This window comes from Rhizobium sp. LEGMi-198b (assembly GCF_054114205.1).
Map to the genome: position 1 here is coordinate 851,361 of NZ_JBSYVH010000001.1, position 26,932 is coordinate 878,292.

The following is a 26,932-nucleotide window of genomic DNA, read 5'->3' on the forward strand; positions in this document are numbered from 1 at the left end:
TATTAACGGAACAGCGACAGGATGTTCTGCGAGGAGGAGTTGGCAATCGAGAGCGACTGGACGGCCAGCTGCTGCTGCGTCTGCAGAGCAGAGAGCTTGCTCGATTCTTCTTCCATGTCGGCGTCGACCAGCTTGCCAACGCCCGATTCGATCGAGTCGGACAGCGACGAAGCGAAGGTCGTCTGCAGGTCGATGCGGGTCGAGATCGAGCCGAGACGCGAACCCATGCTGGTCATGGAGTTCAGAGCGGTCTGAACCATGTTGAGGGCGGTGGAGATCTGGCCGCCGGTCATGCCGGTGATGTCGAGGCTGAATACCGAAGCGCCAACCGTGGAGTCCTGGGTACCAAGGATACCCGCAGACGTGTCGATCGAGCCGTTAGCCTGCGTGCCGAACAGAACGTTGCCCGTTGCGCCGGTGTTGAAGGCGTAGGACGTCGTGCTGACCGAAACGGTGCCGTTGGTGCCGCGGATGAAGGACGAAACGACCGAGGCGGAATCGTTGTTTGCAGCCATGACCCAGTTTTCGCCGTTGAACGAAGCGGACTGAGCGACGCTCTCGAGCTGCTGCTGGAGCTGGCCGATTTCTTCCTGGACCTGGCCCTTGTCAACCGAGCCTTCCATGGCGGTTACAAGCTTGGACTTGATCTGGCTGACGATGTCGAGGGCGCTGGTGACTGCGGTGGTAGCCGTGTCGACCTTGGCGGCACCGAGGCCGAGGGCGTCGGAGACGGCGCCGATAGCGCTGTCGTCAGACTTCATCGTGGTGGCGATCGACCAATAGGCGGCGTTATCGGAAGCCTTGGAGATGCGCAGGCCCGAGGAAACGGCATTCTGCGTGGACTGCAAGTCGCTGTTGATGCCGCGCAGTGTCTGCAGTGCGCCCATTGCAGCGTTGTTGGTAAGGATGCTCGTCATAATATTTGCCCCTTTGGCAGCGGTTAAATAAGGGACATTCCGGACCTAAAAACCGGTAACGGCACTCAGCATCATGCCTGTTAACCCATTCGGTTAAGGTTAACTCGCCGTTTCAATGGTGTTAGAAAACAGCAATATGGTTAAGAAAACCTGAACCGACCCCGGTCTAAAAATATAAAAAAAACCGCGCCTTAGACAGGCGCGGTTAACTTGGTGTTTAGAAATTTCGGCTGGCGTCGAGCGCCAATCCTTCTTCTTAACGGAACAGCGACAGGATCGACTGCGTGGAGGAGTTGGCGATCGAGAGCGACTGGATAGCCAGTTGCTGCTGCGTCTGCAGAGCAGAGAGCTTGCTCGATTCCTGTTCCATGTCGGCGTCGACCAGCTTGCCAACGCCCGATTCGATCGAGTCGGACAGCGACGAAGCGAAGGTCGTCTGCAGGTCGATACGGCTGGAGATCGAGCCGAGCTTCGAACCCATGCTGGTCATGGAGTTCAGAGCGGTCTGAACCATGTTGAGGGCGCTGGAGATCTGGCCGGAGGTCATGTTGGTGATGTCCAGGCTGAAGACCGAAGCGCCAACCGTGGAGTCCTGGGTACCAAGGATACCCGAAGACGTGTCGATCGAGCCGTTATTCGCACCGAACAGAACGTTGCCCGTTGCGCCGGTGTTGAAGGCGTAGGACGTCGTGCTGACCGAAACGGTGCCGTTGGTGCCGCGGATGAACGAGGAAACGACCGAGGCGGAGTCGCCGTTTGCAGCCATGACCCAGTTTTCGCCGTTGAACGAAGCGGACTGAGCAACGCTCTGGAGCTGTTCCTGAAGCTGGCCGATTTCTTCCTGGACCTGGCCCTTGTCAACCGAACCTTCCATGGCGGTGACGAGCTTGTCCTTGATCTGGCCGACGATGTCGAGGGTGCTGGTGACTGCGGTGGATGCCGTGTCGACCTTGGCGGCACCGAGGCCGAGCGCGTCGGAGACGGCGCCGATAGCGCTGTCGTCGGACTTCATCGTGGTGGCGATCGACCAATAGGCGGCGTTATCGGAAGCCTTGGAGATGCGCAGGCCGGAAGAAACGGCGTCCTGCGTGCTCTGCAGGTTGTTGCTGATGCCGCGCAGAGTCTGCAGAGCGGCCATAGCGGAATTGTTGGTTACGATGCTGGTCATAAGTGTGTCCCCTGGAAACTGAATACGAAAAGGAGGACATACCGGACTTCAAATACCGGCGATGACGGAGCGGCTTCATGCTCCTCGGTCCCATTTCCTAGAGGACCAAACCCGTCATGTCGCAGGTAAACTCGCATGCATTGCTTGCGAATTCCTTAAACGCGGAACCCGCAAAAACATCCGACAACAACGTAGCTAACGATGCGTAAAGGGGTTCAACCATTGCTTCGGTTTCAGGCAAGCTACGCGCGCGATTATCCCCCGAATCCATGATGACGGACTCCGGCCTTTGCCGGAGACCGTCCAAAGTTCGCTCGGAGTTCTCGCTCGTGAATACGAAAAACGCCTATGGGACAGCGTCCAGCTTTTATCAAAAGGGACAATATACGCGCGCGCTCGAAACACTGAACGGGCTGCTCAATGTCGATACATCGCCGAAGACCTATGCCCTGCTGGCAAAGACGCTGCTCAAACTCGGCTTCAGAGCGGACGCGGCGAGATCCTATGAACTGGCGGGCCGGCAGAAGCCTTATCGCGAAGACTATCTGCGGGAAGCCCTGCTGCTGCACTTTGCCTGCGGCAACGAAGATGCAACGCTTTCGATCGGTAGCCTGATTCTCAATCGGGCGCTCAAGGATCCGGATCTTGCCTTTGCCCTTTCCAGCATCTTTCTGAGCCGTCAGCAAAGGGACCTGCTGGCCGGCTTCAGGACCGTGCTCGTCGAAGGGCCGGAGCTCAAGCATCGGCTGATGGCCTCAAAACTGTTGACCGATGATCTTTACGATGACGGCAACAGGCACATCGTCGCCACTCTGTTCAAGAAGCATCCAGACAACATCATCTTTCGCACGCTTCATTTGATCTTCGCCCGCGAACTGTCCGATCTTGCGACAGTGGACAAACATATGGCGCCGATCCTGGCGGCGACGGCTGCCGGAAACCTCGACTATATCAGGCCGGACAATCCCTTCTTCCATCTGCACTGGTGCGGTGACGAAGCGATCAACAAGTTCGCGGTGCACGATACGGTACCGCTGCCGGCCGGGCACGCAGAGGCGCGCCGCAAGGCGCCGCATACATGGGGCGACAAGATTCGCATCGGCTATCTATCATCGGACTTCTGGCCGGGCCATGCGACAATGAAGCTCATGCAGCGGACGTTGGAACTGCACGACAAGGAGCGGTTCGAAATTATCCTCTTCGACCATTCCAAGCCGTCATCTCAGCAAGAGGAAGAATTCGATTATTCGAAATTGGGTACCATGGTCGATATCCGCAGCCTCTCCGACAAGGCAGCGGCAGAGGCGATCCGTGCCCATCAGATCGACATCCTGGTTGATCTGAAAGGACATACCAAGGATAGCCGCGTCCGCATCCTCAACCACAAGGCTGCGCCGATTCAGACGGCATGGCTCGGCTTTCCGGGCTCCGCCGTCAACATCGACCTCGACTACATTATCGGCGATCCCTACGTTCTGCCGGATTATTCCAAGCCGCATTTCCACGAGAAGTTCTGCCGCCTGCCGGAATGCTATCAGCCGAACGATCCGATGTATCGCCCGAAGCCGCGGCCGACGACCCGTGCGCAGCATGGCCTGCCGGAGGATGCTTTCGTCTTCGCCTCGTTCAACGGCAACCGCAAGATCACCTCGCACATGATCGATATCTGGTGCAACATACTGAAGCGCACCAAGAACAGCGTGCTCTGGCTGCTTTGCAACCCGCGCGCCGAGGCCAACCTGTGGACGCGCCTGGAGGCGCGCGGCATCAGCCGCAAGCGCATCATCTTCACCACGCGTATCCGCTATGAGGATCACATCGACCGCCAGCAATTGGCCGATCTCGGTCTCGATACCTTCCCGGTGAATGGCCACACGACGACCTCGGAACAGCTCTGGGGCGGTTTGCCGGTGTTGACGATGAAGGGCACGAACTTCGCCTCGCGCGTCAGCGAAAGCCTGCTCAACGCCATCGGCGTGCCGGAGCTGGTGGCGGCCGATGTCAAAGCCTATGAAGACATGGCCGTCGAGCTCGCCAGGCAGCCGGAGCGCATTGCCGCGCTCAAGGAGACATTGGCGGCCAATCGCTACATCAAGCCGCTCTTCGATGCCGAACGCCTTACCCGTTACGTGGAAACCGCCTACGAAATGATGGTCGCACGCGCCAAGCAGGGCCTTGATCCGGATCATATGGACGTGCCGGCACTGCCGGCGCGAGCCGAACCGTTCCTGGTCGAAAGTCAGGATGCTGCAGCGATCGCCGCAGAATAAGGACCTCTCTTCATCGGAAGCTCCGCTCCCGATGACGGTCCCACCGGCTGCAGGCGATTGGAGCATTCCGGCTCAGGTGACATCACCTGCAAGCGGATAAGATGCTCTAGATTCAAAAGACTACAGCGACCTTTGTGCGCTCATATGAACGCACGGCGCTCTATCCCTTTGCTTTTACGCATTCCGGACGGAAAGCCGCTTCGCACTTTTCCCGGAATTGCTTTAGTGGAAAGAGCGCACAAGGCTGCCGACCAGCAGGTTCCAGCCGTCGATCAGCACGAAGAAAAGGATCTTGAAGGGCAGCGAGATCGATGTCGGCGGCAGCATCATCATGCCCATCGCCATGACGATGGTCGAGACGATCAGGTCGATGACCAGAAACGGCAGAACGACCAGGAAGCCGATTTCAAAACCACGGCGGATTTCCGAGATCATGAAAGCCGGGATCAGCACGCGATAATCGATCTTGTTGTCGACCACGACCGTTTGCCCGCGCTCCTGCGCCAGATCGACGAAGAGCTTAATGTCCTTGTCGCGCGTGTTGTTGGACATGAAGGTGCGGAAAGGTTCGGCGATGCGCTGAACGGCATCGGCCTCCGAAATCTGATTGGCCATCAGCGGCTGCGCGCCATCCTTCCAGGCCTGATCGAAGGTCGGCGACATGACGTAGAAGGTCATGAACAGCGCGAGGCTCAGCAGGATCGTGTTCGACGGCGTGGTGGACAAGCCCATGCCCGAACGCAGGATCGAAAACGCGATGATGAAGCGCGGAAAGCTCGTCACCATGATGAGGATGCCTGGCGCGATCGACAGGATCGTCAACAGCCCGAAGGTGCGAATGATCCAAGCCGCGACCGAGCCGTTCACCGGGACATTGAAGAGATCCGTCGGGAGCTGTTGCGGCAATTGCTGCGCCATCGCCATCTCAGGCGAAAACGCAGCGAAAACCAATATAAGTAAAACAAATAATAATCGAATCATTCGATCACGAAAGTTCTGAACATAACTTTCGATACCCGCCCTTCCGAGCGAAGGTCAACACGTTCCTGAACGTCATCCCGAAGATATTGGAAGCCGCGCGGGCCTTCGACCTGCTGCAGCGAAACGGTGCGAACATAGGCGAGGATATCCTGATGGATGGCCTCCGCAAGCTGCGCGTCCGGCTTGCCCTTGAACATCAGCGCGATTTCGAGCCGGATCCAGTTTTGCGAGGGATAGGCAAGATTGGTCGTGATCGGATCGAGTTGAATGATGCCGTTTGCTTCCGCGGCGGCCGCTGCCTGCTTTTCGCCGGTGGGCGTCTGCTCCGCGGCCTTTGCCACGGCCGTCGCCGTATTGATCTTCGGGGAGACCATAGTGCCGAGGAACCAGCCGCCGCCACCGCCGAGAACCGTCAGGATCACCAGCCCGACAATCATCATGATCAGCGGCGATCCCTTGCCTTTTTCCGATGCGTCTGCCGCTGCTGCCATGTCTCTGTCCGCCTGTTACCAAAATACCGTGTGGCTGCCCGGCCGTCAGAGCGGCGACAGCAGGTCGACCGCCTGCTGGCCGCGCGGCGGCTGCTGAATTTCCGTCAGACGGCCGCGGCCGCCGTAGGAGATACGCGCTTCGGCGATCTTGTCGTAGGAGATCGTGTTTTCCGACGTGACGTCCTGAGGCCGGACGATACCGGCGACGTTCAGGATACGAATCTCCTGGTTCATCCGCACTTCCTGCGAACCGCTGATCATCAGGTTGCCGTTTTCGAGAACGCCGGTGACGACCGCGGCAACAAGCAGAGTGATCTGCTCGGAACGCTGCATCTTGCCCTTGGCGTCAGTGCTGGTGTCGGAGCCGGAGGTTGCGTCAGCATTGGTGCTCGGCTGCCAGCCAAAGATCTTGGCGGTGATATCCCAGTTCATATCGCTCTTGTTCGTGCGACTGCGATTGGTCTCGTTATCCCAGTTCGCCTTGTCGTTGATCGAGATATTGACCGTCAGGATGTCACCGACATTGAGCGCTCGCGAATCCTTGAAAAGGGCAGCCTGCGAATCGTTCCAGAGCGAATACCCCTGCGCCACCTGATGCGGCCGCTTCGGATACTGCAACATTTGCGGCGTCTGCGCATATTGCAGGCCGCTGCCGATCGGGCTCATGGCAGGCGCCCTGCCGATTTCCTTCAGAGCCTGCGACTGACAACCAGCGAGGAAAACGACGACTGCGCACGTGGCCGTAAGACGCATGTTCATGAGGGGTCCTTCGACTTCGATGTATTCGGATCGGACGCGCTGGAGATGATGTTGGTGACAACAGCGGCCTTCTGCGCGTCCATCTCCGCCAGAATGAGGCTCGACTGGCGCGGTGAGAGTTTCATGATGATCGCAGCCGCTACGGTGACCTTGACCTCATTAAGGCTTGCCGCCGCCGCATCGGGCTTCATGTTTTTGTAGATGTCGACCAGGCCGGAATCGGCGGTCTTCAAGAAGTCGTCGCGCCGCTTCAGCCAGTCTTCGTATTCCGCCTTGCGCTTGTCCATCGTGGCGATGCGCTGGTCGACATCGGCCTGCAGTTTCTCAAGCTCCTGCTTCTGCAGCAGATAGCGCTGGTCGCGGGCCGGGTCCGCGATGTTCGTGCAGAACTGTTTGATCTCGTCCTGGCTCGAAGCCGGGTCGACGACCGGCTTCGGCGCTTCCTGCGCCGTTGCGGCCGAGACCGACAGCAGCAACGCCATCGCCACGCAGCCGGCGGTCAGCAATTTCCTGGCGATGGTGATCGATGTCATTGCAGCACGAGCTCCGCTTGCAGGGCGCCGGCCGATTTGATGCCTTGCAGGATGGCGATGATGCCGTCCGGCTTGACACCGATATTGTTCAGCCCGGAGACCAGCGTCTTCAGATCGGGTCCTTCGAGCACGGCGACGCGACCGCCGCTCTTGCTGGCGGTGATATCCGTCTGATCCTGAACGGCCGTCTCACCGTTCGAGAAGGGCTCCGGCTGGACGATCTGCGGGTTTTCACTGACCTGAACCGTCAAGGTGCCGTAGCTGACGGCGACCGGCGAGACGCGGACATCGGCGCCGATGACGATCGTTCCGGTGCGTTCATTGATGACGACCTTGGCAGGCGTGTCGGTCTGGACGTCGAGATTTTCGATATCCGCCATCAGCCGCGTCAGATCAGCCATCTTCGGCTTTTCGATCGCAACCTCTTGAGAATCCTTGGCCTCGGCGATCGGACCGCCGAAATGCGAGGTCGCCCAGGCATTGACCGTATCGGCGATGCGGATTGAGGTGGAGAAATCCGGATTGCGCAACTGCAGGACAAGATTGACCGAATCCTTGAAACGCGACGGCAGTTCGCGTTCGATGATGGCGCCGCCCGGCACGCGGCCGGCGGTGGTGGTGCCTTCGGTGACGCTCGCGGCCGCCCCCTGGGCCTGGAAGCCCGAGACGATGACCGAGCCCTGCGCCACGGCATAAATCTGCCCGTCGGCACCGCTGAGCGAGGTCATGATCAGCGTACCGCCGCGTAGCGACGTCGCATCGCCCAGCGAGCTGACCGTGACATCGATGCGGCTGCCGGGACTGGCGAAGGGCGGCAGATTGGTCGTCACCATGACGGCGGCGGTATTCTTGGCGGCGGACTGGCCGCCCTGCGTCGAAATGCCGAGATTCTGCAGCATCGCGCGCATGGACTGTTCGGTGAAGGGCGAGGAACGCAGGCTGTCGCCGGTTCCCTGGAGACCGACGATCAGGCCGTAGCCGATCAACTGGTTGTCGCGGCCGGCCTGCAGCGAGGCTATGTCCTTGATGCGCGATTGCATCGCCAGCGCCGGATCGGCGACGATCAGGCTCGGCAATGCCAGCAAAACCCCGAGGAAATGGCGAAGGCTTCTCATTTTGCGACCACTCGGATCGTGCCGTTTTCGAGAACAGTACCGTTGACGATGATGCCGGAGTCCAGATTGCGGGCTCGTACGCTATCGCCGACCGCGCCGTCATCCAGCGGCGTTCCAGCCGCGGTGATCGTCATGCTGCCCATGTTCATCACCAGACGGATATTGGAGCCACGTGTCACGGCGAAGGGCTGGCGCAGCGCCGAAATGGAGATGGTTCGGCCAGGCAAAAGCGTGCGTTTCGACACCAAGCCGGTTACATCCCGGATCCGCTTGGCGTAATCGCCGGTCAGATTCGGATTGGTGACGTCGACCTCTTCGAGCTGACCGCTGCTGATGATATCTCCTGGATAAATCGTCTCGGTCGGCACGACGGCGGTCCCCAGGCTGGTGCCATCGGTGCCCGTTGCGCCGGCGGGAGCGGCCGACACGAACATGACGGAGAGGCTCGCCGCGGCGAGCCAGGCCATTGCTAAGCTTTTCATCCGGCGAACCCTCATGTTCGGCCCGTCCTCTCGTTACTTCAGATCTTTGCTGACGATCTGCGCCATGTCGTCGGCGGTGGTGATGACCTTGGAATTCATCTCGTAGGCACGCTGCGCGCTGATCAGATCGGTGATTTCCTTGACCGCATCGACGTTCGACGATTCCAGATAGCCTTGCTTCATGTAGGCGAAGCCGTTGGTATTGGGATCGGAGACGACGGGATCGCCGGAGGCCGGCGTCTGGGTGAAGAGGTTACTGCCCATCGGCTGCAAACCGGCTTCGTTGACGAAGTTGGCGATCTGCAACTGGCCGAGAACGGTCGGCGTCGTCGCGGTGCCGATCGTCGCCGAGACCTGACCGGATTCGTTGATAACGATGTTGCTGGCATTGTTCGGGATCGTGATCCCCGGCTCCAGCACGTTGCCGTCCGCGGTCACCATCTGGCCCGTATCGCTCTTGTTGAACGAACCGGCGCGCGTATAGGCCGTCGTGCCGTCGGGCATCTGAATCTGGAACCATCCGCGGCCGACCAGCGCGACGTCGAGATCGTTCTGCGTCTGCGACAGTTCGCCCTGGATCTGAATGTTGCGCACGGCCGTCGTCTGCACGCCGAGACCGATATTGGCGCCTTCCGGCACCACGGCCTGGTTCGGCCGGTTGGAAATGCCTTTGGCGCGTTCGGTCTGGTACAAAAGGTCCGAGAACTCGGCGCGGGAACGCTTGTAACCCGTCGTATTGATGTTCGCGATGTTGTTCGCGATTACTTCGAGGTTGGTCTGCTGGGCGTCCATGCCCGTCGCGGCAATAGCGAGCGCTCTCATGTCTTCGTCCTTCGAGCTAGAGCGTGATCCCGAAAGCCGCAAAGCGGCTTTGAACAAGATCGCGCCAAATCAAATAATGGGAGCGGGGCCACCCGCCCTAAATCTGCATTTTCGTAATATCGAGAAAGGCGGAGACCATCTTGTCGCGCAGCGCGATCGCCGTCTGCAGCGTCTGATCCGCCTGCATGACCTTGTCGACCACTTCGCGGGTGCTCATCGTGCCCTTGATGCCGGCGAAGGAGGCGTTTTCGGCTTCCTTCAGCGTATTGACCGTGTCTTTCGCCACGTTGGACATGACCGAGGCGAAGCTTGCGCCGGTCGCATTTCCAAGCGTTGTTCCAAGCGTCGGCGCCAGGCTGTTGGACGAAGAGGAGCTTTCGTCGGTGGTAATGTTGCCGAGACCGCGGACTGCGGAAAGGGAGGAGACATTCTTGATAGCGTCAATCATTGTGCATTCTTCAAGAGATCGATGGTGGAATTGATGAGATCGCGCGACTGCTTGATCGTTTGCAGATTGGCCTCATAGGAGCGATTGGCTTCGCGCATATCGGCCATTTCAACGAGGACGTTGACGTTGGGCATCTTCACATAGCCCTTCGGGTCCGCCGCCGGATTGTCTGGGTCGTATTCCTCGACGAACTTGCTGGTGTCCTCGCCCAACTTCTTCACACCCACCGTGGTCAGGTTGTTGGCGCGATCGAGCTCGGCGCCGAACGTCACGGTCTTGCGGCGATAGGGATCGGAACCGGGGGTGTCGCCCGTCGAACGGGCATTGGCGATATTTTCGGAAACAACACGCAGGCGGGTCGATTGGGCCTCCAGGCCGGAGCCCGCAATCTTCAACGCGGCTGATAAAGGGTCCATAACATCTTCACTTCATCTATTGTTTTACGGTCATCAACATCATGCGATGAAAGGAGCTGACCAGCGCGGTGTTCAAACCGTACTGGCGCTGGATGTCGCCGGTTTTGGCGAGCTCGTCTTCCAGGCCGACGGTGTTACCCGACTCCTGGACGCCGATTTCCTGATTGAGCGACGCTTCCTCGACGTTGACGTCGCCGCTCTCACTGAATTCATTGCCCGAAAAATGCGCCGGGTTGGTCTTCGCCATGCCGACATTCTCGTTGTCGAGAACGGCTTGAAACGGCGTGACGTCCTTGGCGTGGTACTTCGGGGTATTGGCATTGGCGATATTGCCGGCAACGACCTCCTGGCGAACCTGGAGCCACTCGGCTTGCCGCGAGGCCAGGTCAAAGAGCTGAATGGGTTGCATGGGCTTCTCTCCGTTCTTACAGCAGGACCCTAGAGGGATAATCTTGCGTGGGACTTGCGGGGGATGCGTTCTTGCGAAAGTCTTTACTAAGCCTGATACGCAGGCGATTGCGGGCTCTCAATTGTGGCCGTAGACGTCACCGGTGGAAGTGACGATGACCCACTTTCCGTCGCGCTGCTCGATCGTCGCCAAGCGGCTGTTATCGGGCAGGATCGAGCCGACACGCACGACATACATGCCGGTGTCATCCTCGATGAGCGCCCGGCCGTTTGCGACGTGCAGCAAATGGAACGGCGACTTGCCGGGAAACGGCTGATCTTCGGCCGGCTGGCCCTTGTCATCCTCGCGTCCAACATTGCTGACCGTTGCCGTCGTCAGCGGATCGGGAGCGAAATCTTTCGGCCCATCGGGATTTTTGTTGACCATGGCAAGCGGCGAAACGTTGACGATCTCGCGTCCCGGCCAATTCGGCAGATCGCGGGTGCGCTCGCCCTCGGCAACGTGAATGCCGAACTTGTCGGGGTTCAGGAACACATACCAGGGGAAGAAAGCCGAAATACCGGCGAGCAACAGACCGGTGCCAGCCAGGGCCTTATCGGTAAAGGTTCGCCTTTTTGCCGGCTTCAGCGGAGCGACCGGTTCGTCTGCATCGGATTCTCTCACGTCTGGCCTCTCCCTCGGCATGGCCCGAAATGCGTGAAGCGGTTTCGGACGGGATGATGCGAAATCAAATGGTTGGAGCGAACGACATTTCGTGGAAACCTCATTTCGCTCTCGGCTGGATGTTTGCGGCCGAGCCGTTTTTCAACGCGGTCGCAAGGTCGGTGAAGGCGTCGGCCGAAGGCCGTTCGCCGGGGGTCTGTTTCAGAATGTCGTAGATGATCGGCACCTGGCGGACGGCCATGTCGAGATCCGGGTCGCTGCCCTGGCGGTATCCGCCGATCAGGCGCAGGTCGCGGGTTTCTTCATAGCGGTGCACAAGTGCCTTCAGGCGCGAAACCAGCTTTTCCTGATCCGGTGTCCAGGCCTTGCGCGCCAAGCGCGACACTGAGGCCAACGGATCGATCGGCGGATAACGCCCCTCTTCCGCCAGGCTGCGCTGCAGGACGATATGGCCATCGAGAATGCCGCGGGTGGAATCGGCGATCGGGTCGTTGTGATTGTCGCCGTCGACGAGGATGGAGATGATCGCGGTGATCGTGCCGGTCCCTTCCGGACCTGGTCCTGCACGCTCCAGAAGGCGCGGCAGTTCGGTGAAAACCGAGGCCGGATAACCACGCGCGATCGGCGGCTCGCCGGAGGCCGTCGCCACTTCGCGAATGGCATGGGCGAAGCGGGTGACGCTGTCGACGATCAACAGCACATTGTCGCCCTGGTCGCGGAAATGCTCGGCGATGGTGATGGCAGACAATGGCGCCATCTTGCGCAGCATCGGGCTCTCATCGCTGGTCGCGACGATGGCGATCGACTTCTGCATGTGCGAACCCAGCGTGTCCTCGATGAATTCACGCACTTCACGGCCACGTTCGCCGACAAGCGCGATTACCACCTTGTCGAAAGCATTGGCCCGGGCGAGCATCGACAGCAGCGTCGACTTGCCGACGCCGGAACCGGCGAAGATGCCGAGACGTTGACCGAGGCAGAGCGGTGAGAAGATGTCGATGGCGCGCACGCCGGTCTTGAAACCCGTCTCGACGCGCTTGCGCGTCATCGAAGGCGGCGCGGTATTGGAGATCGAGCGCGAATCCAGACCTGCCGCCAGCGGCCCCAGGCCATCGATCGGTTCGCACAGCGAGTTGATCGTGCGGCCGCACCAGCTATCCGTAGGCGCGATACGGAAGGCGCCCTTGCGGATGATGACGTCGTGGATGCCGATCGGCTCACCCGGCTCGATCGGGCAGACATAGGTCAGCTCCGGCTCGACGCGGACAACTTCACCGAGATGGATGCCGGTCGGGGAACGGTGGGCGACGAACTCGCCGAGGCGCACATGCCTGGAAAGGCCGGCGACGGTGTAGTGCCCGGCCGCGATGGTACGTACATGGCCGCCATCGGCAACCGTGTTTTCCGCCATCAAATATTGATCCGCCAAAGCGGCCATCCGCGAGAATCTCGGCGACATCGCGCCCTCGGGCATCCCATCCTCGAACATCATCCGACCCTCTTACTGGCTGCCGCCGAGGGTCTTGATGGCGTCCGTGAGCGTGCTTTCGCTGCTGCTGGTAAGCGTCGAGATATTGTCGAAGGCGCGGCTGACTTCGATAAGCTGGGTCATTTCCCGCATGCCGTTGACGTTGGAATTTTCGAGATAGCCCTGGGCGATACCGATATGGGAGTGGTCGACGACGGACTGCGGCGGATCGGTCGGCAACACGCCGCTATTGTCATAGCGCAGGAAGCCCTTGCTGATATCGGAGCTATAGAGCCCGATCTTGCCGACCTGCTTGCCGTTTTGAGCGATCGTGCCATCCGAGGAGACGCTCGGCGCGCCGCCGCCGGGGTCGAGCTGAATCGGTGCACCGCCGGGATCAAGCACCGGATAGCCTCGGGTGGAGACCAGGGCGCCGCTCTCGGTCATGGTAAAGCGGCCGTCGCGCGTCAGAACCATGCCGGCCGGTGTGTTGAGACCGAACCACGCATCGCCCTTGACCGCAAAATCGAAGAGATTGCCGGTGTTTTCCAGTTCGCCGTTGTCGGTGGAGAGATAGTCGTTGCCCTGCGAGACGAAGGCGACTTTGGCGTTGAGCTTGTTTTCGGTATTGCTGAGGACTTGATTGAACTTGACCTCGGTGCCACGAAAACCTGTGGTATTCACATTGGCCATGTTATCGGCGATCGTCGTCAGACGCCGCTCGAGCGCCATCTGCGATGATAGCGCCACATAAATACCAGACTGCATTTTTCAAGCCCTCCGGACATTGGAGAATAACGGGAAAGGAAACGCCAGATATCGCGGCGCTCCGACATGTCGTTAGCCGGGCATGAATGCCCTTACCCGATACTCTGCCAGCACTGGCTTGTGCGAAGCTGACACGGCGAAAGGCTGCTTCGAAGCGCGCCGAACAGCCTCACGCAAGGCAGGTCTCCTACTTCAACGGAGGAAGCAACGTTCAGGTGTGGACTGGCGATGAATATTATTATCGGATTTGTAGTGACCTGCGGCTGCATCATTGGCAGCTTCATGGCGATGGGCGGGCATGTGGACGCGCTGTTCCAGCCCTTCGAATTTGTCATCATCGCGGGCGCCGGCATCGGCGGCTTCATCATGGCCAATCCGATGAAGGTCGTGAAGGATTCCGGCAAGGCGCTGGGCGAGGCCTTCAAGCATTCGGTTCCGAAGGAGCGCAATTATCTCGATACGCTCGGCGTGCTCTACGCGCTGATGCGCGATCTGCGCACCAAGTCACGCAACGAAATCGAAGCCCATATCGACAACCCGGACGAATCCGTAATCTTCCAAGCCGCCCCGACGGTGCTGAAGAACAAGGAACTGACGGCCTTCATCTGCGACTATGTCCGCCTCATCATCATCGGCAACGCCCGCTCCCACGAGATCGAGGCGCTGATGGACGAGGAAATCAACACCATCCTGCACGACAAGATGAAGCCCTATCATGCCATCACGATCATGGGCGATTCCTTCCCGGCCATCGGTATCGTCGCCGCCGTTCTCGGCGTCATCAAGGCCATGAGCCACATCAACGATTCGCCGGAAGTGCTCGGTCACCTCATCGGCTCGGCGCTGGTCGGCACCTTCCTCGGCATTCTCCTTTCCTATTCCGTCTGCGCGCCCCTCGTGTCGCAGATCAAGATCGTACGCAGCAAGCAGCATCGCCTCTACGTGATCGTCAAGCAGACGCTGCTGGCCTACATGAACGGCTCCGTGCCGCAGGTGGCACTCGAATACGGCCGCAAGACCATCTCCTCCTACGAACGGCCGTCGATCGATGCCGTCGAGCAGGAAATGATGAATCCCGGCGGTGAGAGCAAGGCGGCCTGACGACCATGAGCCAGCAATCATCCGCCAAGGCGCATACCATGGACCGCGCCCTCTTCGCCAAGCTGACCGGCGGCCTCGGAGACCAGGCAACCGTCGGAAAGCTCGCCGCCGCCTTCGGCCAGGTCTACGGCGAATTCCTACCCGACTTCATCAAGAGCGAAACGGGCCTCGACGTGTCCGTCGCCTATGCCGGCTGCCAGTCGGGACTGATGAACGATCTCATCGCCGGCCTCGGCGGCAACTGCGCGCTTGTGAACGGTTCGCTACGCAACTGGGCATCGAAATTCGTTCTCGGCTGCGGCACCGGCTTCATAATGACCCTGATGGAGCACATGCTGGGCGCGCTGCCCGAGACCATCGAGGCACCCCTTCCGCGGCCGCTTTCGATCATCGAGCTCGACCTTGCCGTCATGGTGTTCGACAAGATCGCCAACGTGCTGCGCTCGGCGGTCAATGCGGCTGGCGGTTTCGAACCCAATCTCGATCCGCCGTATAATATCGAGAATCGCCCGAAGCCGGCTGCCGACCAGGTCGATGAATTCGCCGCTGCCATCACCATGATGATTTCGCTCGGCAAGACCGTCTCGGAAATCGTCGTCATCATACCGCAGCAGGTTCTGCTGCGGACCGTCGTCAGCCCACCGCGAGCCAAGAACCCGTCCGCAGCGTCGGAAGCATGGACGGAGCAGCTCAGCGAACAGGTGCGTCGCTCGCAGGTGACGCTCGAAGCCCGCATCCAGCTGGAATCGCTGACGCTGAACACAATTTCGAGACTCGCCGTCGGCGATGTCATTCCCTTCATGGACGCAGGCGATGTCCGCGTCGAGGTCAGCGCCAACAGCAAGGACCTCTACATCTGCGAATTCGGCCGTTCGGGCGAAAATTACACGGTGCGCGTCAAGGACAATGTGAATTCCGACGACGAGCTTCTTCGACACCTGATGAATTGACCGGCTGGCGGGTGACTGGGGCACCCACGGCAGCTTGAGGCAAGTTTCAACTGGAATAGTGATTTCATGGCTAGGAAGACGACACAGAAAAGCGGCGAGGAATCGCTGGAAGTTGAAAACAGCGACGCCGCATTGGATGAGGCCATCGACGGCCTGCGCGGCGTGCTGAAGAAAGACACCGACGGTGGCATGCCGGATTTCGGCGCCGATGCATTCGGGGCCGAACCGGGCACGGATCTTTCGGCCTTCGGCGGCGATTTCGGGGACGACAATGCAGGCTCGGCTTTCGGCGCCAGCGATTTCGGCGGTTCCTCCTTCGCCGAACCGTCAGCTCCGGGTAGCGCGCTGACCGCCAATCTCGACCTGATCATGGACATCCCGATCGACGTTCAGATCGTGCTCGGCAGCAGCCGCATGCAGGTCTCCGGCCTGATGAACCTGACCGAAGGCGCAATCATCGCGCTCGACAAGAAAATCGGCGAGCCCGTCGAGATCACCGTGAACGGCCGCAGAATCGGCCGGGGCGAAATTACCGTGCTGGAACATGATGACACCAGGTTCGGTATCAAGCTCATCGAAGTATCGAATACGAAGAAAAACTGAACTCTGTTCAGAATAAGCCCACTCCCTGTTCGGGACGGAGACGAAGACCATGATGGACTTTGACGATTTCAGCGGCGGCGCCCTCGCCGAGCAACCGTTATCTCAGGCTGAGAAGGCTGCTGCTGTTCTCCTTGCCATGGGTAAACAGGTTGCGGGACGGCTGCTGAAATATTTCACGCAGCATGAATTGCAGCTCATCATCGCGTCTGCGCAGTCGCTGAGGGTTATTCCGCCGGACGAGCTGGCGCAGCTCGTCGCGGAATTCGAGGATCTCTTCACCGAAGGCGCGGGTCTGATGGACAACGCCAAGGCAATCGAAAGCATTCTCGAGGAAGGCTTGACACCCGACGAGGTCGACAGCCTTCTCGGCCGGCGCACCGCCTTCCAGGCTTACGAAACTTCGATCTGGGATCGCCTCGGCGAGGCGGATCCGATTTTCGTCGCCAAGTTCTTCCTGCGCGAACATCCGCAGACCATCGCCTATGTGCTGTCGATGATGCCGTCCTCCTTCGGCGCCAAGGTTCTGCTGCAACTGCCCGAGGCGCAACGCGCCGACATCATGAACCGCACCGTCAATCTCAAGGATGTCAGCCCGAAAGCGGCGCAGATCATCGAAAACCGCGTGCTGGGGCTGATGGCGGAAATCGATGCCGAACGCAATGCTTCCGGCTCGACGAAGGTGGCGGAGCTGATGAACGAGCTGGACAAGCCGCAGGTCGATACGCTGCTCACATCGCTGGAAACGCTCAACAAGGAATCGGTCGACAAGGTGCGTCCGAAGATCTTTCTCTTCGACGACCTCACGCTCATGCCGCAGCCGAGCCGCGTCATGCTGCTCAACGACATCGCGGCGGACATTCTCACCATGGCGCTGCGTGGTTCCTCGTCCGAGATTCGCGAGATCGTGCTCAGTTCGATCAGCCCGCGCCAGCGCCGCATGATCGAATCCGACCTGCAGATCACCACCGGCATCAACCCGCGCGAAATCGCCATCGCGCGGCGCGCCATCGCCCAGGAAGCCATCCGGCTTTCCAATTCCGGCCAGATCGAACTCAAGGCAAAAGACAAGACGCCTGTGGAAGAAGCCGCGTGATCTCAGCGCGACTCACCTAAATCGTCTTAGACTGTTCAGAACAAGGCCGTGCATGATGCACGGCCTCTTTCCGTTTCATGAAGGACGGCTTCTTTGGCTGACGAAGACAAGGACAGTAAAACAGAAAAACCGACGGAGAAAAAACTCCGCGACACGATGGAGAAAGGCAATGTGCCTCACTCCAAGGAAGCGACGCTCTTTGCGTCGATGCTCGCGACCGTCATCTACGTCACCTTCTTCCTGCCGGAGCGCGTCGGGCGCATGGGCGAGGTGCTGCGCGACCTCTTCGAAAAACCCGATCAGTGGCAGCTCGAGACGGGGTCTGACGTCATTTCCTTGTTCATCCGCATCGGCTGGGAAGTCGGCAATCTGCTGCTGCCCGCGGTCGTGCTGTTCTTCGCCTTCGGCATCGGGTCCTCGATGTTCCAGAACCTGCCGACACCCGTTCTCGACCGCATCGCGCCACAGTTTTCCCGCATTTCGCCGGTGGCGGGCTGGGGCCGCATCTTCAGCACGTCGGGTCTGGTGGAATTCGGCAAGTCGCTTGCCAAGATCGTCTTGGTCGGTGTCATCATGTTCTTTGTGCTGCGCGGGCAGTTCTTCCATGCGATCGATTCGCTGGTTTCCGATCCGCAGACGATCTTCGTGCGGCTGACGACCATCATCCAGAAAATTCTGACCATCGTGCTGCTGGCAACCGCCGTCGTCGGCATCGGCGACGTGCTCTGGACCCGCTACCACTGGGTTGATCAGTTGAAAATGACGAAGCAGGAGGTCAAGGAAGAGCACAAGCAATCCCAGGGCGACCCGATCGTCAAATCGAGGCAGCGCTCGATTGCCCGCGACCGTGCCCGCCGGCGCATGATGAAGCAGGTGCCGCGTGCCACGCTGGTCATCGCCAATCCGACCCATTTTGCCGTGGCGCTGCGTTATGTCCGGGAGGAAAACGACGCACCCATCGTCGTCGCCAAGGGGCAGGACCTCATCGCCCTCAAAATCAGGGAGATCGCCGAGGCAAATGGCATCCCCGTCTTCGAAGATCCGCCACTCGCGCGCTCCATGTTTGCGCAAGTCTCGGTAGATAGTGTCATCCCGTCAGTGTTTTACAAGGCCGTCGCAGAGCTGATCCATAGGATCTATGCCACGCAGTCGAACAGAAAACGGGTACGATAAATCGAATGAAAAAATCCCCCTACTCTGCCCAACGTGAACAAATTCTCGCGGAAGCCATCAGCCCGGTCGCCAGCGAATTGCGGCTCCTCGACGCGGCCGATCTGATTTCGCTGCTGCGCTTCGAGCGCTATGGCAATCTTGCCGACCTCGTGGCGTCGGCGGCCGAGCTTTATTTCCATCCGGGCACCGTCAATTTCGGCCTTGGGGGCGACTACAAGCTTGAATGGGGCGGACCGGCGGAAGTCACCATCGACCTCGAAATCAAACCCCGCGGCGTCACCGTCTATGCCAAGCTCGCGCTGGCCGAACATCATGCCGGCATCGAAATCAACCATATCGCCTTCGACAAAGCCTCGGCCGATCCGGACGAGAACACCGCGCTTCTCGCCCGCAGCCTGCGGGACGCCCGCTACGCGATCGGCGGAACGACGCGCGCAGCCTGAACAAGGCTCAAACCATCCCCACTTTCATGATGAAGGTCCGCTGAGGCATCTCGGCATTCGTGTGCGCTTCGGCTTTCAGCCAGGCGCGGAACCGCTCGCCTTTTGCTTTCTACAATTTCTGGAAGATCTTATCCGCTGGGAATAGCCGATAGCGGATAAGATGCTCTGGACCCCAAAAGACCCTAGCCGACTTTTGTGCGTTGCTATGAACGCATGGCGCCTTAGCTGATGTAACCGAAACGGATCGCTTTTGCGATTGCCTGGATACGGTTGACGCTGTCGAGCTTGATCGTCGCTGAACCGAGATAGGCGTTGACGGTGTGCACCGACAGCCCCAGCTTTTCGGCTATTTCCTCGCTGATCCGGCCATCACCTGCAAGCTGCAGGCAGGCGATCTCGCGTTCGCTCAGCGCTTCGGCGGCCGGCGACCGCCGCTCGTCGAGCGACAGGAGATCCATCATGATCTGGCAGCTACGGCCATGCAGCTCGACGATCATATCGCTCGTCAGATCCATGAATTTTGCGGCGAACACGACATAGCCGTTGCCGACCGATCCCAGGCGCACCGGAAAGGCGACGCCGGCAAAAGGCAGGAGATGCGGTTTCAGGCGCTGGGTGAACGAGGCAAAATCAGGCGTCTCGGCGGTGCTGTCGCTATCACGGCCGTTCCACATCAGCGGCAGCAGCGACTTTTCGATATGCTCGATCATCGCCTCGCCATAGGCTTCGACAAAGGCCTTGTTGAGGACGGTATTGGTCGAACCCCAATTTTCCAGCTCGCAGACCAGGCGCTGCTTGCTCGGCAGGCCGGAGCCGCTGAGGCGATATACTGCAAAATTCTGCGCGTCGATCAGCTTCTGCATCGACACAAGCTTCGGGAAGAGATCAGAACGGCTGGATATCCGATGCGAACGGCCGAGCCTTCCTTCGCTTGGCGTGTCCGTCGTCCTAACCGGCTGATATCGCATTCATCGGGCTTTCAAACGAGGTTGTTTCTGACGGCAAAGGCGATCGCTTCCGATCGCGTCTTGGTCGCGGTCTTCCGCATGACGCTGGTGATATAGTTGTTGATGGTGTTGCGCGAGATGCCGAGGATCATGGCGATCTCGTCGCTTGTCTTGCCTTCGGCAATCCAGAACAAGCATTCCAGCTCACGCTCGGTGAGATCGAAATCGCGCTCGGACTTGCCTTCCACGCAGCGCGTGAAGCTCGCGAAGTAACCCGACAGCAATCCGGCGTCACGCAGCCGCTCCGGCGACAGCAACAGACCATCATGGGCAAGCAGCATCAGCGAGAAGCGCGTGCGGCCAACATTGAACGTCAGCGAGCAATATTGGCGGCTGACGCCTTCCGGCAGCTCGACATCATCCGGCAGGAACGCAAAATTCGGCTGGAACAGCGACATGCATTTCTCAAGCTCGCCCGTGCGGCCGTAGCCGCTCGTGAGCTCGGAAGCAAGACGGTGGACAAGATCGAAGGGCCAATCGGAGGACACGACGAAGTCGAGACCGCTTTCCTGGATCAGGTCGCAGCGGGCCAGAAGATAGTGGGAGGCGCCGACATAGTCCGTCAACACGCGCAGGCCGGATTGGAGATAGGCAGGGCCGGCAATGGCGCTCAACTGCTGAACAAGTTGATCGCGCGACATGGCATTGGCGGACGCGGCCAATCGCACATCCTTGTCGCCCTTGCTCCCCTGCAATATCTGCACGTCCATTTTTGCATTTCCTGCCGCTGTTAGGCGCTCGAACGCCAACGAGAGCATTGCTCGGTCTGGACCCGGCGCATAACCATCGAAGACGGCATCGATCTTCGCAAAAGTGTCTGCACCAACTCAACTTATTGCTCCGCCCCATACGACTCCATACGGACGTATGACGCGATAAGCGCGCTAATATATAAATTCGATTTCGGCAAGCGCATGCGAATCGCCCAAATCGCAATCAACCAACTATAGACTGATTTCTCCGCGTGCTGGCATCTCCAAATTCGCTGAATTCACCAAACACGGATCTCATGCTCTGATTCGCGCCGCTTCGACGCAACTCCGAATAGGTATGATGATTGTAAGTCGATTCTTTCTACCCAGCAATGAAATTTCCGGCGGGAAATGTCTTGCCAACAGGTTCGGTCACTCGATTTCGGTACGCATACGTGAAGCAAATATTTGCGAAAACCCAGAGTTGGCATGATCAAGCGGCGTTCTTTCCGATGACATGAAAAGACCGGGAATATCTCCCGGTCTTTTTATCAGGCAGCGTTGTCGACGGCCCATTTTCTGAGGATCTTCGCGGCGCGTTCCTCGCTGATTTCCACCATGCGCGAGAGGCGGCGTTCCGGCCCTTCCTTGACACGGCGGTTGAAAGTGCCGCCGTCTTCGCCCATCGTCAGCAGATCGTCGGTGCTGTCGAAGCCGAAGTCCGAGCCGAAGCCGTCCATCAGCGCGGCACCTGGGCCGCCGACGGCAGGAGCGAAATCCGGCAGTTCCAGACCCGCCGCTTCCGGCAGAGCCGCGCCACCGGCCACACCGCCGCCGAGCGAGCGGATCAGCGGACGGAAGCCCATCCAGACGATGAGGAAGGCAACCGCGACGAAGGCAGCCGAGTTGATGATGCCAGCCATGTTACGGCTCAGCATATCCATGATGTTGAAGCTGGAAGAGGTGTCCTCGAGCAGTTGATTGTCGAGGAAGTCCATCGCGTTGACAGTCACCACGTCGCCGCGGGTGGTGTCGACGCCGGCAGCGGTCGCGACAATCTTCTGCATCTCGGCGATATAGGCGTCGACCTTCGCCTGATCGGCCGGCTGACCGACCATCTGGGCGATGCGGCCCTTGTTGACCACCACGGCCACCGAGAGCTTCTCGACCCTGTAGCTGTTGCGGGTCGTCGCGGTCGTCTTGCTGTTGATTTCGTAGTTGGTCTGTTCTTCGCGCTTGTCCGACTGGTCGTTCGATGTCGGTCCGCTGCCACCGGACTGCGGGGCAGCCTGCGGAATGTTCTGCTCAACAGTCGCTGCCGTATCCGACTGGCGCTGCTGCGATTTCTGCGCTTCCTTGGTAGTGCGTACCGAGCGCTCGACCTTCGAATCCGGATCGTAGGTGGTTTCCTGCACCTGCTGGCTATCGGTATTGAGCTGCGCCGTCACGCTGGAGCGGAAATTATCCATGCCGAGAAAGGGAGCGAGCGCCTTGTTGATGTTCGATTCGACCTCGTCCTGAACATTCTGCACGATGCCGAGATTGCGGTTCAGCGCGCCATTGCCGGGATCGTCACCCGAGGCGAGCAATTGGCCGGTGGAATCGAGGATCGTAACATCGTCGACTTCCAGGCCGGGAACGGCAGAGGCAACGAGATGGCGGATGGCCTGGGCCGCTTTGCGCCCCGCTTCGGCGTTCGCCCGGATCATGACCGAGGCCGTCGGCTTCTGGTCCGCTTTGCGGAAGTTGCCGACATCCTGCATGACGATGTGGACGCGTGCCGCGCTAATGCCGGTGATCGAGGTGATCGTGCGGGAGATTTCGCCTTCCAGCGCACGCACGCGGGTCACTTCCTGCATGAAGGAGGTCAGACCGAGAGAGCCGACATTGTCGAAGAGTTCATAGCCAGCGGTGGTGCTGTTCGGCAGGCCGCGCTCGGCGAGAAGCAGGCGCGCCTTGCCGGTCATGCCGGCCGGCACGGTCAGGCTGGTGCCGTCCGTACCCACCTGGAAACCGATGTTGGCTTCGGCAAGCGCAATGCTGATCTGGTTCAGATCGGTCGCATCCAGGCCCACATAGAGCGTTTCCTGGGCAGGCTTATTGACGTAGAGGGCTGCAAACAGAATCAGCGCCATGGAAACGACGCCGACGCCCGCCATGATCAGCAGGCGTGTCCTCCCCAGGTTCTGCAGATTCCTGAACAAGGGAACTAATTGATTTAACAGATTCATTCTGTTCTCGCACGATTCGTCAAAGACCTGATGGCTTTGTGCCCTGCAGCGAAGATAGAAATCGAAACTTGTGCGAGCGTTTCGTCCCGGGCAGGAAAAATGAAGAACTCGAAAAATTTATCCGAGATAATATAAGAAAAACAATATCAGGCGCCGGCGCTCCGATCAGAAGAAATCGAAGTCGCCGGCGGCCTTGGCCAAGGGTTGGGAATGTCCATGGCGACCGCCGCCGCCGAGAGCTTTCTGCATTTCGGCGAGCTTCACCAGGCTCAGGGCCGTCGCAACATCGACCATCCAGCCATCCGGTATGTCGCCGGTGATGGTGTCGATGAACTCGGCAATGCCCCGCGTCTTCTGCACGGCGAGATCGATGCCCTGCATGACCTTCATAGAGTCGGGCGATTCCAGCACGTTGACGCCGCTGAGATCGAGCAGTTGCGGTTCGATGCGCTCGATCAGGTAGGCGACGTCGTGCAATTCCGAGACTATGCGCATGAGGATGGCTGGGAGAGCTTCCTGCATGGCGATTGGTTCGGGACGCGGAATGGTGGTCATGAGGTAGTCCTCGTTGATCAGAAAAATTCGATCGTGTTGTCGACCGGCTTCGGGGCGGCAACGGGGCGCTGTTCCAGAGCCACGGTCTTCTGCGTTTCGGCGCCGGTCAACGGGTATTGCCGGGCGCGGCCGGAGATCGGCCAATATTCGATCTTGCGTCCATGCTCGCCGCCGGTGCTGGAGCCGACGACCGGAATGCCTTCATCCCGCAGGAACTGCATGGCGAAGGCAGCGTTCTGTTCGCCGACATTGGAGAAGGTGGCAATCGTCTTCGCACCGCCAAAGATCTTCGCCTCCAGCCGGTCACGACGCGCGCCCTGCTTCAGGAGGCCGTTGATCAGAAGCTCCATCAGGTGCACGCCGTAACGCGTCGCATCACCACCACTCGTCGGCGAAGCAGCCGTTCCCGGCAGCAGAAAATGATTCATGCCGCCGACGCCCGCAATCGGATCACGCAAGCATGCCGCCACGCACGAGCCGAGAATGGTCGACAGCACCACGTCCGGGTCGTTGATGACCTTGTACTCGCCCTGAATGATGTGCACGCGACGGGCAGCACCCTCGACGATCATTTCAATGCTCCGAACACGGCCTCGATCGCCGCTTTCATCTTTTCAATGGTGAAGGGCTTGGCGAGAACGTTGTTGGCGCCGAGCTGGGCGGCCTTCTGCACCAACGCACGGTCGCCCTGCGCCGTGAGGATGATGAAGGCCGCTTTCTTCGTCGTCGGATTGGTGCGCACGGCCTGCAACAGGCCGAGACCATCCATCTTCGGCATGTTGAAGTCGGAGATCACCAGATGATGTGGTTGCTGCTCCATGATCTTCATGCCCTGCTCGCCGTCACCGGCGGCAGTGATCTGCTTGAAACCCAGTTGCGTCAGCGCGTCGCTCAACAACAGACGACTGGTGACCTGATCGTCGACGATCAGAACTTTGATTTTCTCCGCTAGAGACATTATTCGCTCCCTTCCTTGCGGGCGGCTGTTACTTTCAAAATTTCCTCGCCAATGGCGTTCAGCGGAAACTGCTGCTCGACTGCACCCAACTCGAACGCAACCCTCGGCATTCCGTAGACCACGCAGGTCTTTTCGTTCTGACCGATGGTGCGTGCGCCGGCATGGCGCATCTTCAGAAGGCCGGCGGCGCCGTCGCGCCCCATGCCGGTCAGGATCACGCCGACCGCGTTGCGGCCGGCGAGCTCGGCGACCGAATCGAAGAGCACATCGACGGATGGACGATGGCCGTTGACGGGTCCGCGGTCGACCAGGCGGCAATGGGGTGCCGATGTATTGGCGACCTGCAAATGCCGATCGCCGCCGGGTGCCAGGTAGATTTTGCCGATTTCCAGCCGCGCGCCATCGGTCGCCTCCTGCACCACGGGAGCGCAGAGGCGGTTGAGCCGTTCGGCAAAGCTGCGGGTAAAGCTTGGCGGCATGTGTTGGGTGATGACGGTCGGCGGGCAATTGGCCGGGAATTTCTGCAGGACCGCGATCAATGCCTCGACGCCGCCGGTGGACGAACCGATCGCGACGATCTTGCGGCCGACGCGGAAATCCGCGGTCGCGGGCGGCTGTGCATTGTTGGCGGCAGGCTTGCTATATTGCCGCTGCGAACGGGCGGCCGCCTTCACCTTTTCCGCCAGATCGCCGAAAGGACGCGGCTCGCCCGGAGCAGGTTTACCGACGCAATCAAACGCGCCGATTTCAAGGGCCGTCAGGGTCGCCTCTGCGCCGCGATGCGTCATGGTCGATACCATGATGACCGGCATGGGCCTCAGCGTCATGATCTTTTCGAGAAAATCGAGGCCATTCATGTTCGGCATCTCGATATCGAGCGTCACGACGTCCGGATTGAGTGCCTTGATCGCTGCACGCGCTTCCATCGCGTCGCCGGCCTGACCGATGACGTCGACCTCCGGATCGGAGCTCAGAACGGCGGTAATCAGGCCGCGCATGGTTGCGGAGTCGTCGACAACAAGAACACGGGCGGGAGCGCTCATGCTTTCCTCCCGGTGGAATTGGCAATGCGGCGATAGGTGGTAATGCCAATATTGTCGAAGACGTGCTTGGCCTCGCCGGAGACGCGCTCGGAATGGCCGATATAGAGATGGCCGTTCTCCGGCAGCAGGCCGGCGAAGCGCGACCAGATCTTCGTCTGCGTCGGCTCGTCGAAATAGATGACGACGTTGCGGCAGAAGATGACGTCGAACAGGCCCTTGAACGGCCATTGCGCCATCAGGTTCAGCTCGTTGAAGGTGATCAGCCGCTTGACGCGATCGTCGATCTGGAACTTGCGGCGTCCCTGGACCTCGACTTCCTGGAACCATTGCTTGCGCATAGCGGGCGAAACCGTCTCGAGCGACGTCTCATCATAGGCACCCGCGCGAGCAAGGCCGAGGATCTTCGGATCAATGTCCGTTGCCAGAATCTTGAAATCGAGCTCGGCAACGTTCGGCAGCAGTGACAGAACCGTGAGCGCGATGGAATAGGGCTCCTGCCCGTCGGAACAGGCGGCCGACCAGATGCGAACGCGACCGCCGCTCTTGGCACGCGCCAGAAGGCCGGGGAGAACCTCGTCGCGCAGATGATCGAAATGATGGTTCTCGCGGAAGAAGCGGGTGAAATTCGTCGTCAGATGCGACAGCATCTCGCGCCGCGCCGCCGCGCCCGCCGGCGAGGAGACCAGTTGGCAATAATCGCGAAAGCCCGGCAAACCCAGCGCGCGGATATGCTTCGACAGCCGCGAATAGACCAGCGAGGCTTTGGTCTCGTTGAGAGAAATCCCGGCGTCCGAGTAGATCATGGCGGCAATTTCAGAAAGATCGCGCCGCGTCAGCGGATATTCGCCGCTGGCCAGCACCTCGTCCGGGGATGCCCTGAAATCTGTCGCTCCCATAATGCTCATGCAGCTTCGCTTTCGCTGTCCGGGAACAGGGTTTCGAGTTCGATAAGGCAGATCATGCGGCGGTCGATCGCCAGGATGCCGCGTGCAAACTGCCGCTCATAATCGGAAGAGATTTCCGGTGTCGGCTGAATATTGTCGTCGGTGACCGTCAGAATATCGGACACGGCGTCGACCAGCAGGCCGACGACCTTACGCTTGACCTGCGCCACGATGATCACATGACGCGCGGTCGGCTCGGCGCGCTTCATGCCGAGACGGGCCGAGAGATCGACGATCGGCAAGACGGCGCCGCGCAGGTTGATAATGCCAAGGACATGGGCCGGCGCATGCGGCATGGCCGTCGCCGGCGTCCAGCCGCGGATTTCACGGACCGACATGATATCGACGCAGAATTCCTGATCGCCGATGCGGAAGGCGATCAGCTCACGGGCACCCTGGGTCAGGTTCTTGACGGCATATGACATAGGC

General features: G+C 59.7%; 31 protein-coding genes. 7 read left to right on the plus strand and 24 right to left on the minus strand.

Annotated features, from left to right (window positions below; translation table 11 throughout):
- Positions 1–2: 2 nt before the first annotated feature.
- Both ACXHXG_RS04145 and ACXHXG_RS04150 read right to left on the minus strand, forming a co-directional pair.
- A complete protein-coding gene (locus ACXHXG_RS04145) occupies positions 3–917 on the minus strand; it encodes a flagellin N-terminal helical domain-containing protein (protein ID WP_104822006.1) in 915 nt (304 codons plus the stop codon).
- 256 nt (positions 918–1,173) lie between these two features.
- On the minus strand, positions 1,174–2,085 hold the full coding sequence (locus tag ACXHXG_RS04150; protein ID WP_104822005.1) for a flagellin N-terminal helical domain-containing protein: 912 nt from the start codon (positions 2,083–2,085) through the stop codon (positions 1,174–1,176).
- A 329-nt stretch (positions 2,086–2,414) separates the two neighbouring features.
- On the opposite strand from ACXHXG_RS04150, the gene ACXHXG_RS04155 reads away from it, so the two are divergent.
- Positions 2,415–4,355 carry an O-linked N-acetylglucosamine transferase, SPINDLY family protein gene (locus ACXHXG_RS04155; protein ID WP_457898558.1) on the plus strand — a complete coding sequence of 647 codons (1,941 nt, stop codon included), beginning with the start codon at positions 2,415–2,417 and terminating at the stop codon, positions 4,353–4,355.
- A gap of 222 nt (positions 4,356–4,577) precedes the next feature.
- Here the strand turns inward: ACXHXG_RS04155 and fliP are convergent, their stop codons facing one another.
- From fliP to flgF, 13 genes are all read right to left on the minus strand, one after another.
- Complete coding sequence (fliP, locus tag ACXHXG_RS04160; RefSeq protein ID WP_104822004.1) at positions 4,578–5,336, minus strand: flagellar type III secretion system pore protein FliP; 759 nt, start codon at positions 5,334–5,336, stop codon at positions 4,578–4,580.
- Positions 5,333–5,827 (minus strand): flagellar basal body-associated FliL family protein, encoded by a 495-nt coding sequence (locus tag ACXHXG_RS04165; protein ID WP_457898559.1) that lies wholly within the window; start codon positions 5,825–5,827, stop codon positions 5,333–5,335. Before ACXHXG_RS04165 ends, fliP begins: the two co-directional genes overlap by 4 nt.
- A 45-nt stretch (positions 5,828–5,872) precedes the next feature.
- Complete coding sequence (gene flgH, locus ACXHXG_RS04170; RefSeq protein ID WP_104822002.1) at positions 5,873–6,586, minus strand: flagellar basal body L-ring protein FlgH; 714 nt, start codon at positions 6,584–6,586, stop codon at positions 5,873–5,875.
- Positions 6,583–7,119, minus strand: a complete 537-nt coding sequence (locus ACXHXG_RS04175) for a MotE family protein (RefSeq protein ID WP_457898560.1) — start codon at positions 7,117–7,119, stop codon at positions 6,583–6,585. The genes flgH and ACXHXG_RS04175 overlap by 4 nt, the downstream gene beginning before the upstream one ends.
- Positions 7,116–8,234: a flagellar basal body P-ring protein FlgI gene (locus tag ACXHXG_RS04180; protein WP_104822000.1), complete on the minus strand. Its 1,119-nt coding sequence runs from the start codon at positions 8,232–8,234 to the stop codon at positions 7,116–7,118. Before ACXHXG_RS04180 ends, ACXHXG_RS04175 begins: the two co-directional genes overlap by 4 nt.
- Positions 8,231–8,716, minus strand: a complete 486-nt coding sequence (gene flgA, locus ACXHXG_RS04185) for a flagellar basal body P-ring formation chaperone FlgA (protein ID WP_283049112.1) — start codon at positions 8,714–8,716, stop codon at positions 8,231–8,233. The genes ACXHXG_RS04180 and flgA overlap by 4 nt, the downstream gene beginning before the upstream one ends.
- A gap of 33 nt (positions 8,717–8,749) precedes the next feature.
- Positions 8,750–9,538, minus strand: a complete 789-nt coding sequence (gene flgG, locus ACXHXG_RS04190) for a flagellar basal-body rod protein FlgG (RefSeq protein WP_104821998.1) — start codon at positions 9,536–9,538, stop codon at positions 8,750–8,752.
- 97 nt (positions 9,539–9,635) lie between these two features.
- Positions 9,636–9,986 (minus strand): flagellar hook-basal body complex protein FliE, encoded by a 351-nt coding sequence (gene fliE, locus ACXHXG_RS04195; RefSeq protein ID WP_104821997.1) that lies wholly within the window; start codon positions 9,984–9,986, stop codon positions 9,636–9,638.
- Positions 9,983–10,402, minus strand: coding sequence for a flagellar basal body rod protein FlgC (flgC, locus tag ACXHXG_RS04200; protein ID WP_104821996.1), 420 nt, complete (start codon positions 10,400–10,402; stop codon positions 9,983–9,985). Before flgC ends, fliE begins: the two co-directional genes overlap by 4 nt.
- 16 nt (positions 10,403–10,418) lie before the next feature.
- A complete protein-coding gene (flgB, locus tag ACXHXG_RS04205; protein ID WP_104821995.1) occupies positions 10,419–10,811 on the minus strand; it encodes a flagellar basal body rod protein FlgB in 393 nt (130 codons plus the stop codon).
- Positions 10,812–10,928: 117 nt separating this feature from the next.
- On the minus strand, positions 10,929–11,474 hold the full coding sequence (locus tag ACXHXG_RS04210) for a flagellar protein (protein ID WP_104821994.1): 546 nt from the start codon (positions 11,472–11,474) through the stop codon (positions 10,929–10,931).
- Between the two features lie 100 nt (positions 11,475–11,574).
- Positions 11,575–12,963, minus strand: a complete 1,389-nt coding sequence (fliI, locus tag ACXHXG_RS04215) for a flagellar protein export ATPase FliI (RefSeq protein ID WP_283051440.1) — start codon at positions 12,961–12,963, stop codon at positions 11,575–11,577.
- A 12-nt stretch (positions 12,964–12,975) separates the two neighbouring features.
- Complete coding sequence (gene flgF, locus ACXHXG_RS04220) at positions 12,976–13,710, minus strand: flagellar basal-body rod protein FlgF (protein WP_457898561.1); 735 nt, start codon at positions 13,708–13,710, stop codon at positions 12,976–12,978.
- A 228-nt stretch (positions 13,711–13,938) separates the two neighbouring features.
- Between flgF and motA the strand changes: the two genes are divergently transcribed.
- The 6 genes from motA (at position 13,939) to ACXHXG_RS04250 (ending at position 19,073) form a co-directional block, all read left to right on the plus strand.
- Positions 13,939–14,811, plus strand: a complete 873-nt coding sequence (gene motA, locus ACXHXG_RS04225; RefSeq protein WP_104821992.1) for a flagellar motor stator protein MotA — start codon at positions 13,939–13,941, stop codon at positions 14,809–14,811.
- A gap of 5 nt (positions 14,812–14,816) precedes the next feature.
- Entirely contained in the window at positions 14,817–15,761 is a 945-nt protein-coding gene (locus ACXHXG_RS04230) for a FliM/FliN family flagellar motor switch protein (protein WP_283049106.1), read from the plus strand.
- A gap of 66 nt (positions 15,762–15,827) precedes the next feature.
- Positions 15,828–16,364, plus strand: a complete 537-nt coding sequence (gene fliN, locus ACXHXG_RS04235; protein WP_104821990.1) for a flagellar motor switch protein FliN — start codon at positions 15,828–15,830, stop codon at positions 16,362–16,364.
- Between the two features lie 49 nt (positions 16,365–16,413).
- The gene (gene fliG / locus ACXHXG_RS04240; RefSeq protein WP_104821989.1) at positions 16,414–17,457 is read left to right on the plus strand and encodes a flagellar motor switch protein FliG; all 1,044 of its coding nucleotides are present in this window, start codon (positions 16,414–16,416) and stop codon (positions 17,455–17,457) included.
- 93 nt (positions 17,458–17,550) lie between these two features.
- Entirely contained in the window at positions 17,551–18,630 is a 1,080-nt protein-coding gene (flhB, locus tag ACXHXG_RS04245; RefSeq protein WP_104821988.1) for a flagellar biosynthesis protein FlhB, read from the plus strand.
- Positions 18,631–18,635: 5 nt separating this feature from the next.
- Positions 18,636–19,073 carry a hypothetical protein gene (locus tag ACXHXG_RS04250; RefSeq protein WP_104821987.1) on the plus strand — a complete coding sequence of 146 codons (438 nt, stop codon included), beginning with the start codon at positions 18,636–18,638 and terminating at the stop codon, positions 19,071–19,073.
- 221 nt (positions 19,074–19,294) lie between these two features.
- Here the strand turns inward: ACXHXG_RS04250 and visR are convergent, their stop codons facing one another.
- The 9 genes from visR to ACXHXG_RS04295 form a co-directional block, all read right to left on the minus strand.
- Entirely contained in the window at positions 19,295–20,041 is a 747-nt protein-coding gene (gene visR / locus ACXHXG_RS04255; protein WP_104821986.1) for a transcriptional regulator VisR, read from the minus strand.
- A gap of 11 nt (positions 20,042–20,052) precedes the next feature.
- The gene (gene visN, locus ACXHXG_RS04260; protein WP_457898562.1) at positions 20,053–20,790 is read right to left on the minus strand and encodes a transcriptional regulator VisN; all 738 of its coding nucleotides are present in this window, start codon (positions 20,788–20,790) and stop codon (positions 20,053–20,055) included.
- 533 nt (positions 20,791–21,323) lie between these two features.
- Complete coding sequence (gene fliF, locus ACXHXG_RS04265; RefSeq protein ID WP_104821983.1) at positions 21,324–23,003, minus strand: flagellar basal-body MS-ring/collar protein FliF; 1,680 nt, start codon at positions 23,001–23,003, stop codon at positions 21,324–21,326.
- A gap of 165 nt (positions 23,004–23,168) precedes the next feature.
- A complete protein-coding gene (gene cheT / locus ACXHXG_RS04270) occupies positions 23,169–23,558 on the minus strand; it encodes a chemotaxis protein CheT (RefSeq protein ID WP_104821982.1) in 390 nt (129 codons plus the stop codon).
- 17 nt (positions 23,559–23,575) lie between these two features.
- A complete protein-coding gene (cheD, locus tag ACXHXG_RS04275; protein WP_104821981.1) occupies positions 23,576–24,130 on the minus strand; it encodes a chemoreceptor glutamine deamidase CheD in 555 nt (184 codons plus the stop codon).
- Positions 24,127–24,516, minus strand: a complete 390-nt coding sequence (locus ACXHXG_RS04280; protein WP_004128537.1) for a response regulator — start codon at positions 24,514–24,516, stop codon at positions 24,127–24,129. Before ACXHXG_RS04280 ends, cheD begins: the two co-directional genes overlap by 4 nt.
- Positions 24,516–25,559 carry a protein-glutamate O-methylesterase CheB gene (cheB, locus tag ACXHXG_RS04285; RefSeq protein WP_457898563.1) on the minus strand — a complete coding sequence of 348 codons (1,044 nt, stop codon included), beginning with the start codon at positions 25,557–25,559 and terminating at the stop codon, positions 24,516–24,518. The genes ACXHXG_RS04280 and cheB overlap by 1 nt, the downstream gene beginning before the upstream one ends.
- On the minus strand, positions 25,556–26,464 hold the full coding sequence (cheR, locus tag ACXHXG_RS04290; protein ID WP_104821979.1) for a protein-glutamate O-methyltransferase CheR: 909 nt from the start codon (positions 26,462–26,464) through the stop codon (positions 25,556–25,558). Before cheR ends, cheB begins: the two co-directional genes overlap by 4 nt.
- Positions 26,461–26,928: a chemotaxis protein CheW gene (locus ACXHXG_RS04295; protein WP_104821978.1), complete on the minus strand. Its 468-nt coding sequence runs from the start codon at positions 26,926–26,928 to the stop codon at positions 26,461–26,463. The genes cheR and ACXHXG_RS04295 overlap by 4 nt, the downstream gene beginning before the upstream one ends.
- Positions 26,929–26,932: the final 4 nt, after the last annotated feature.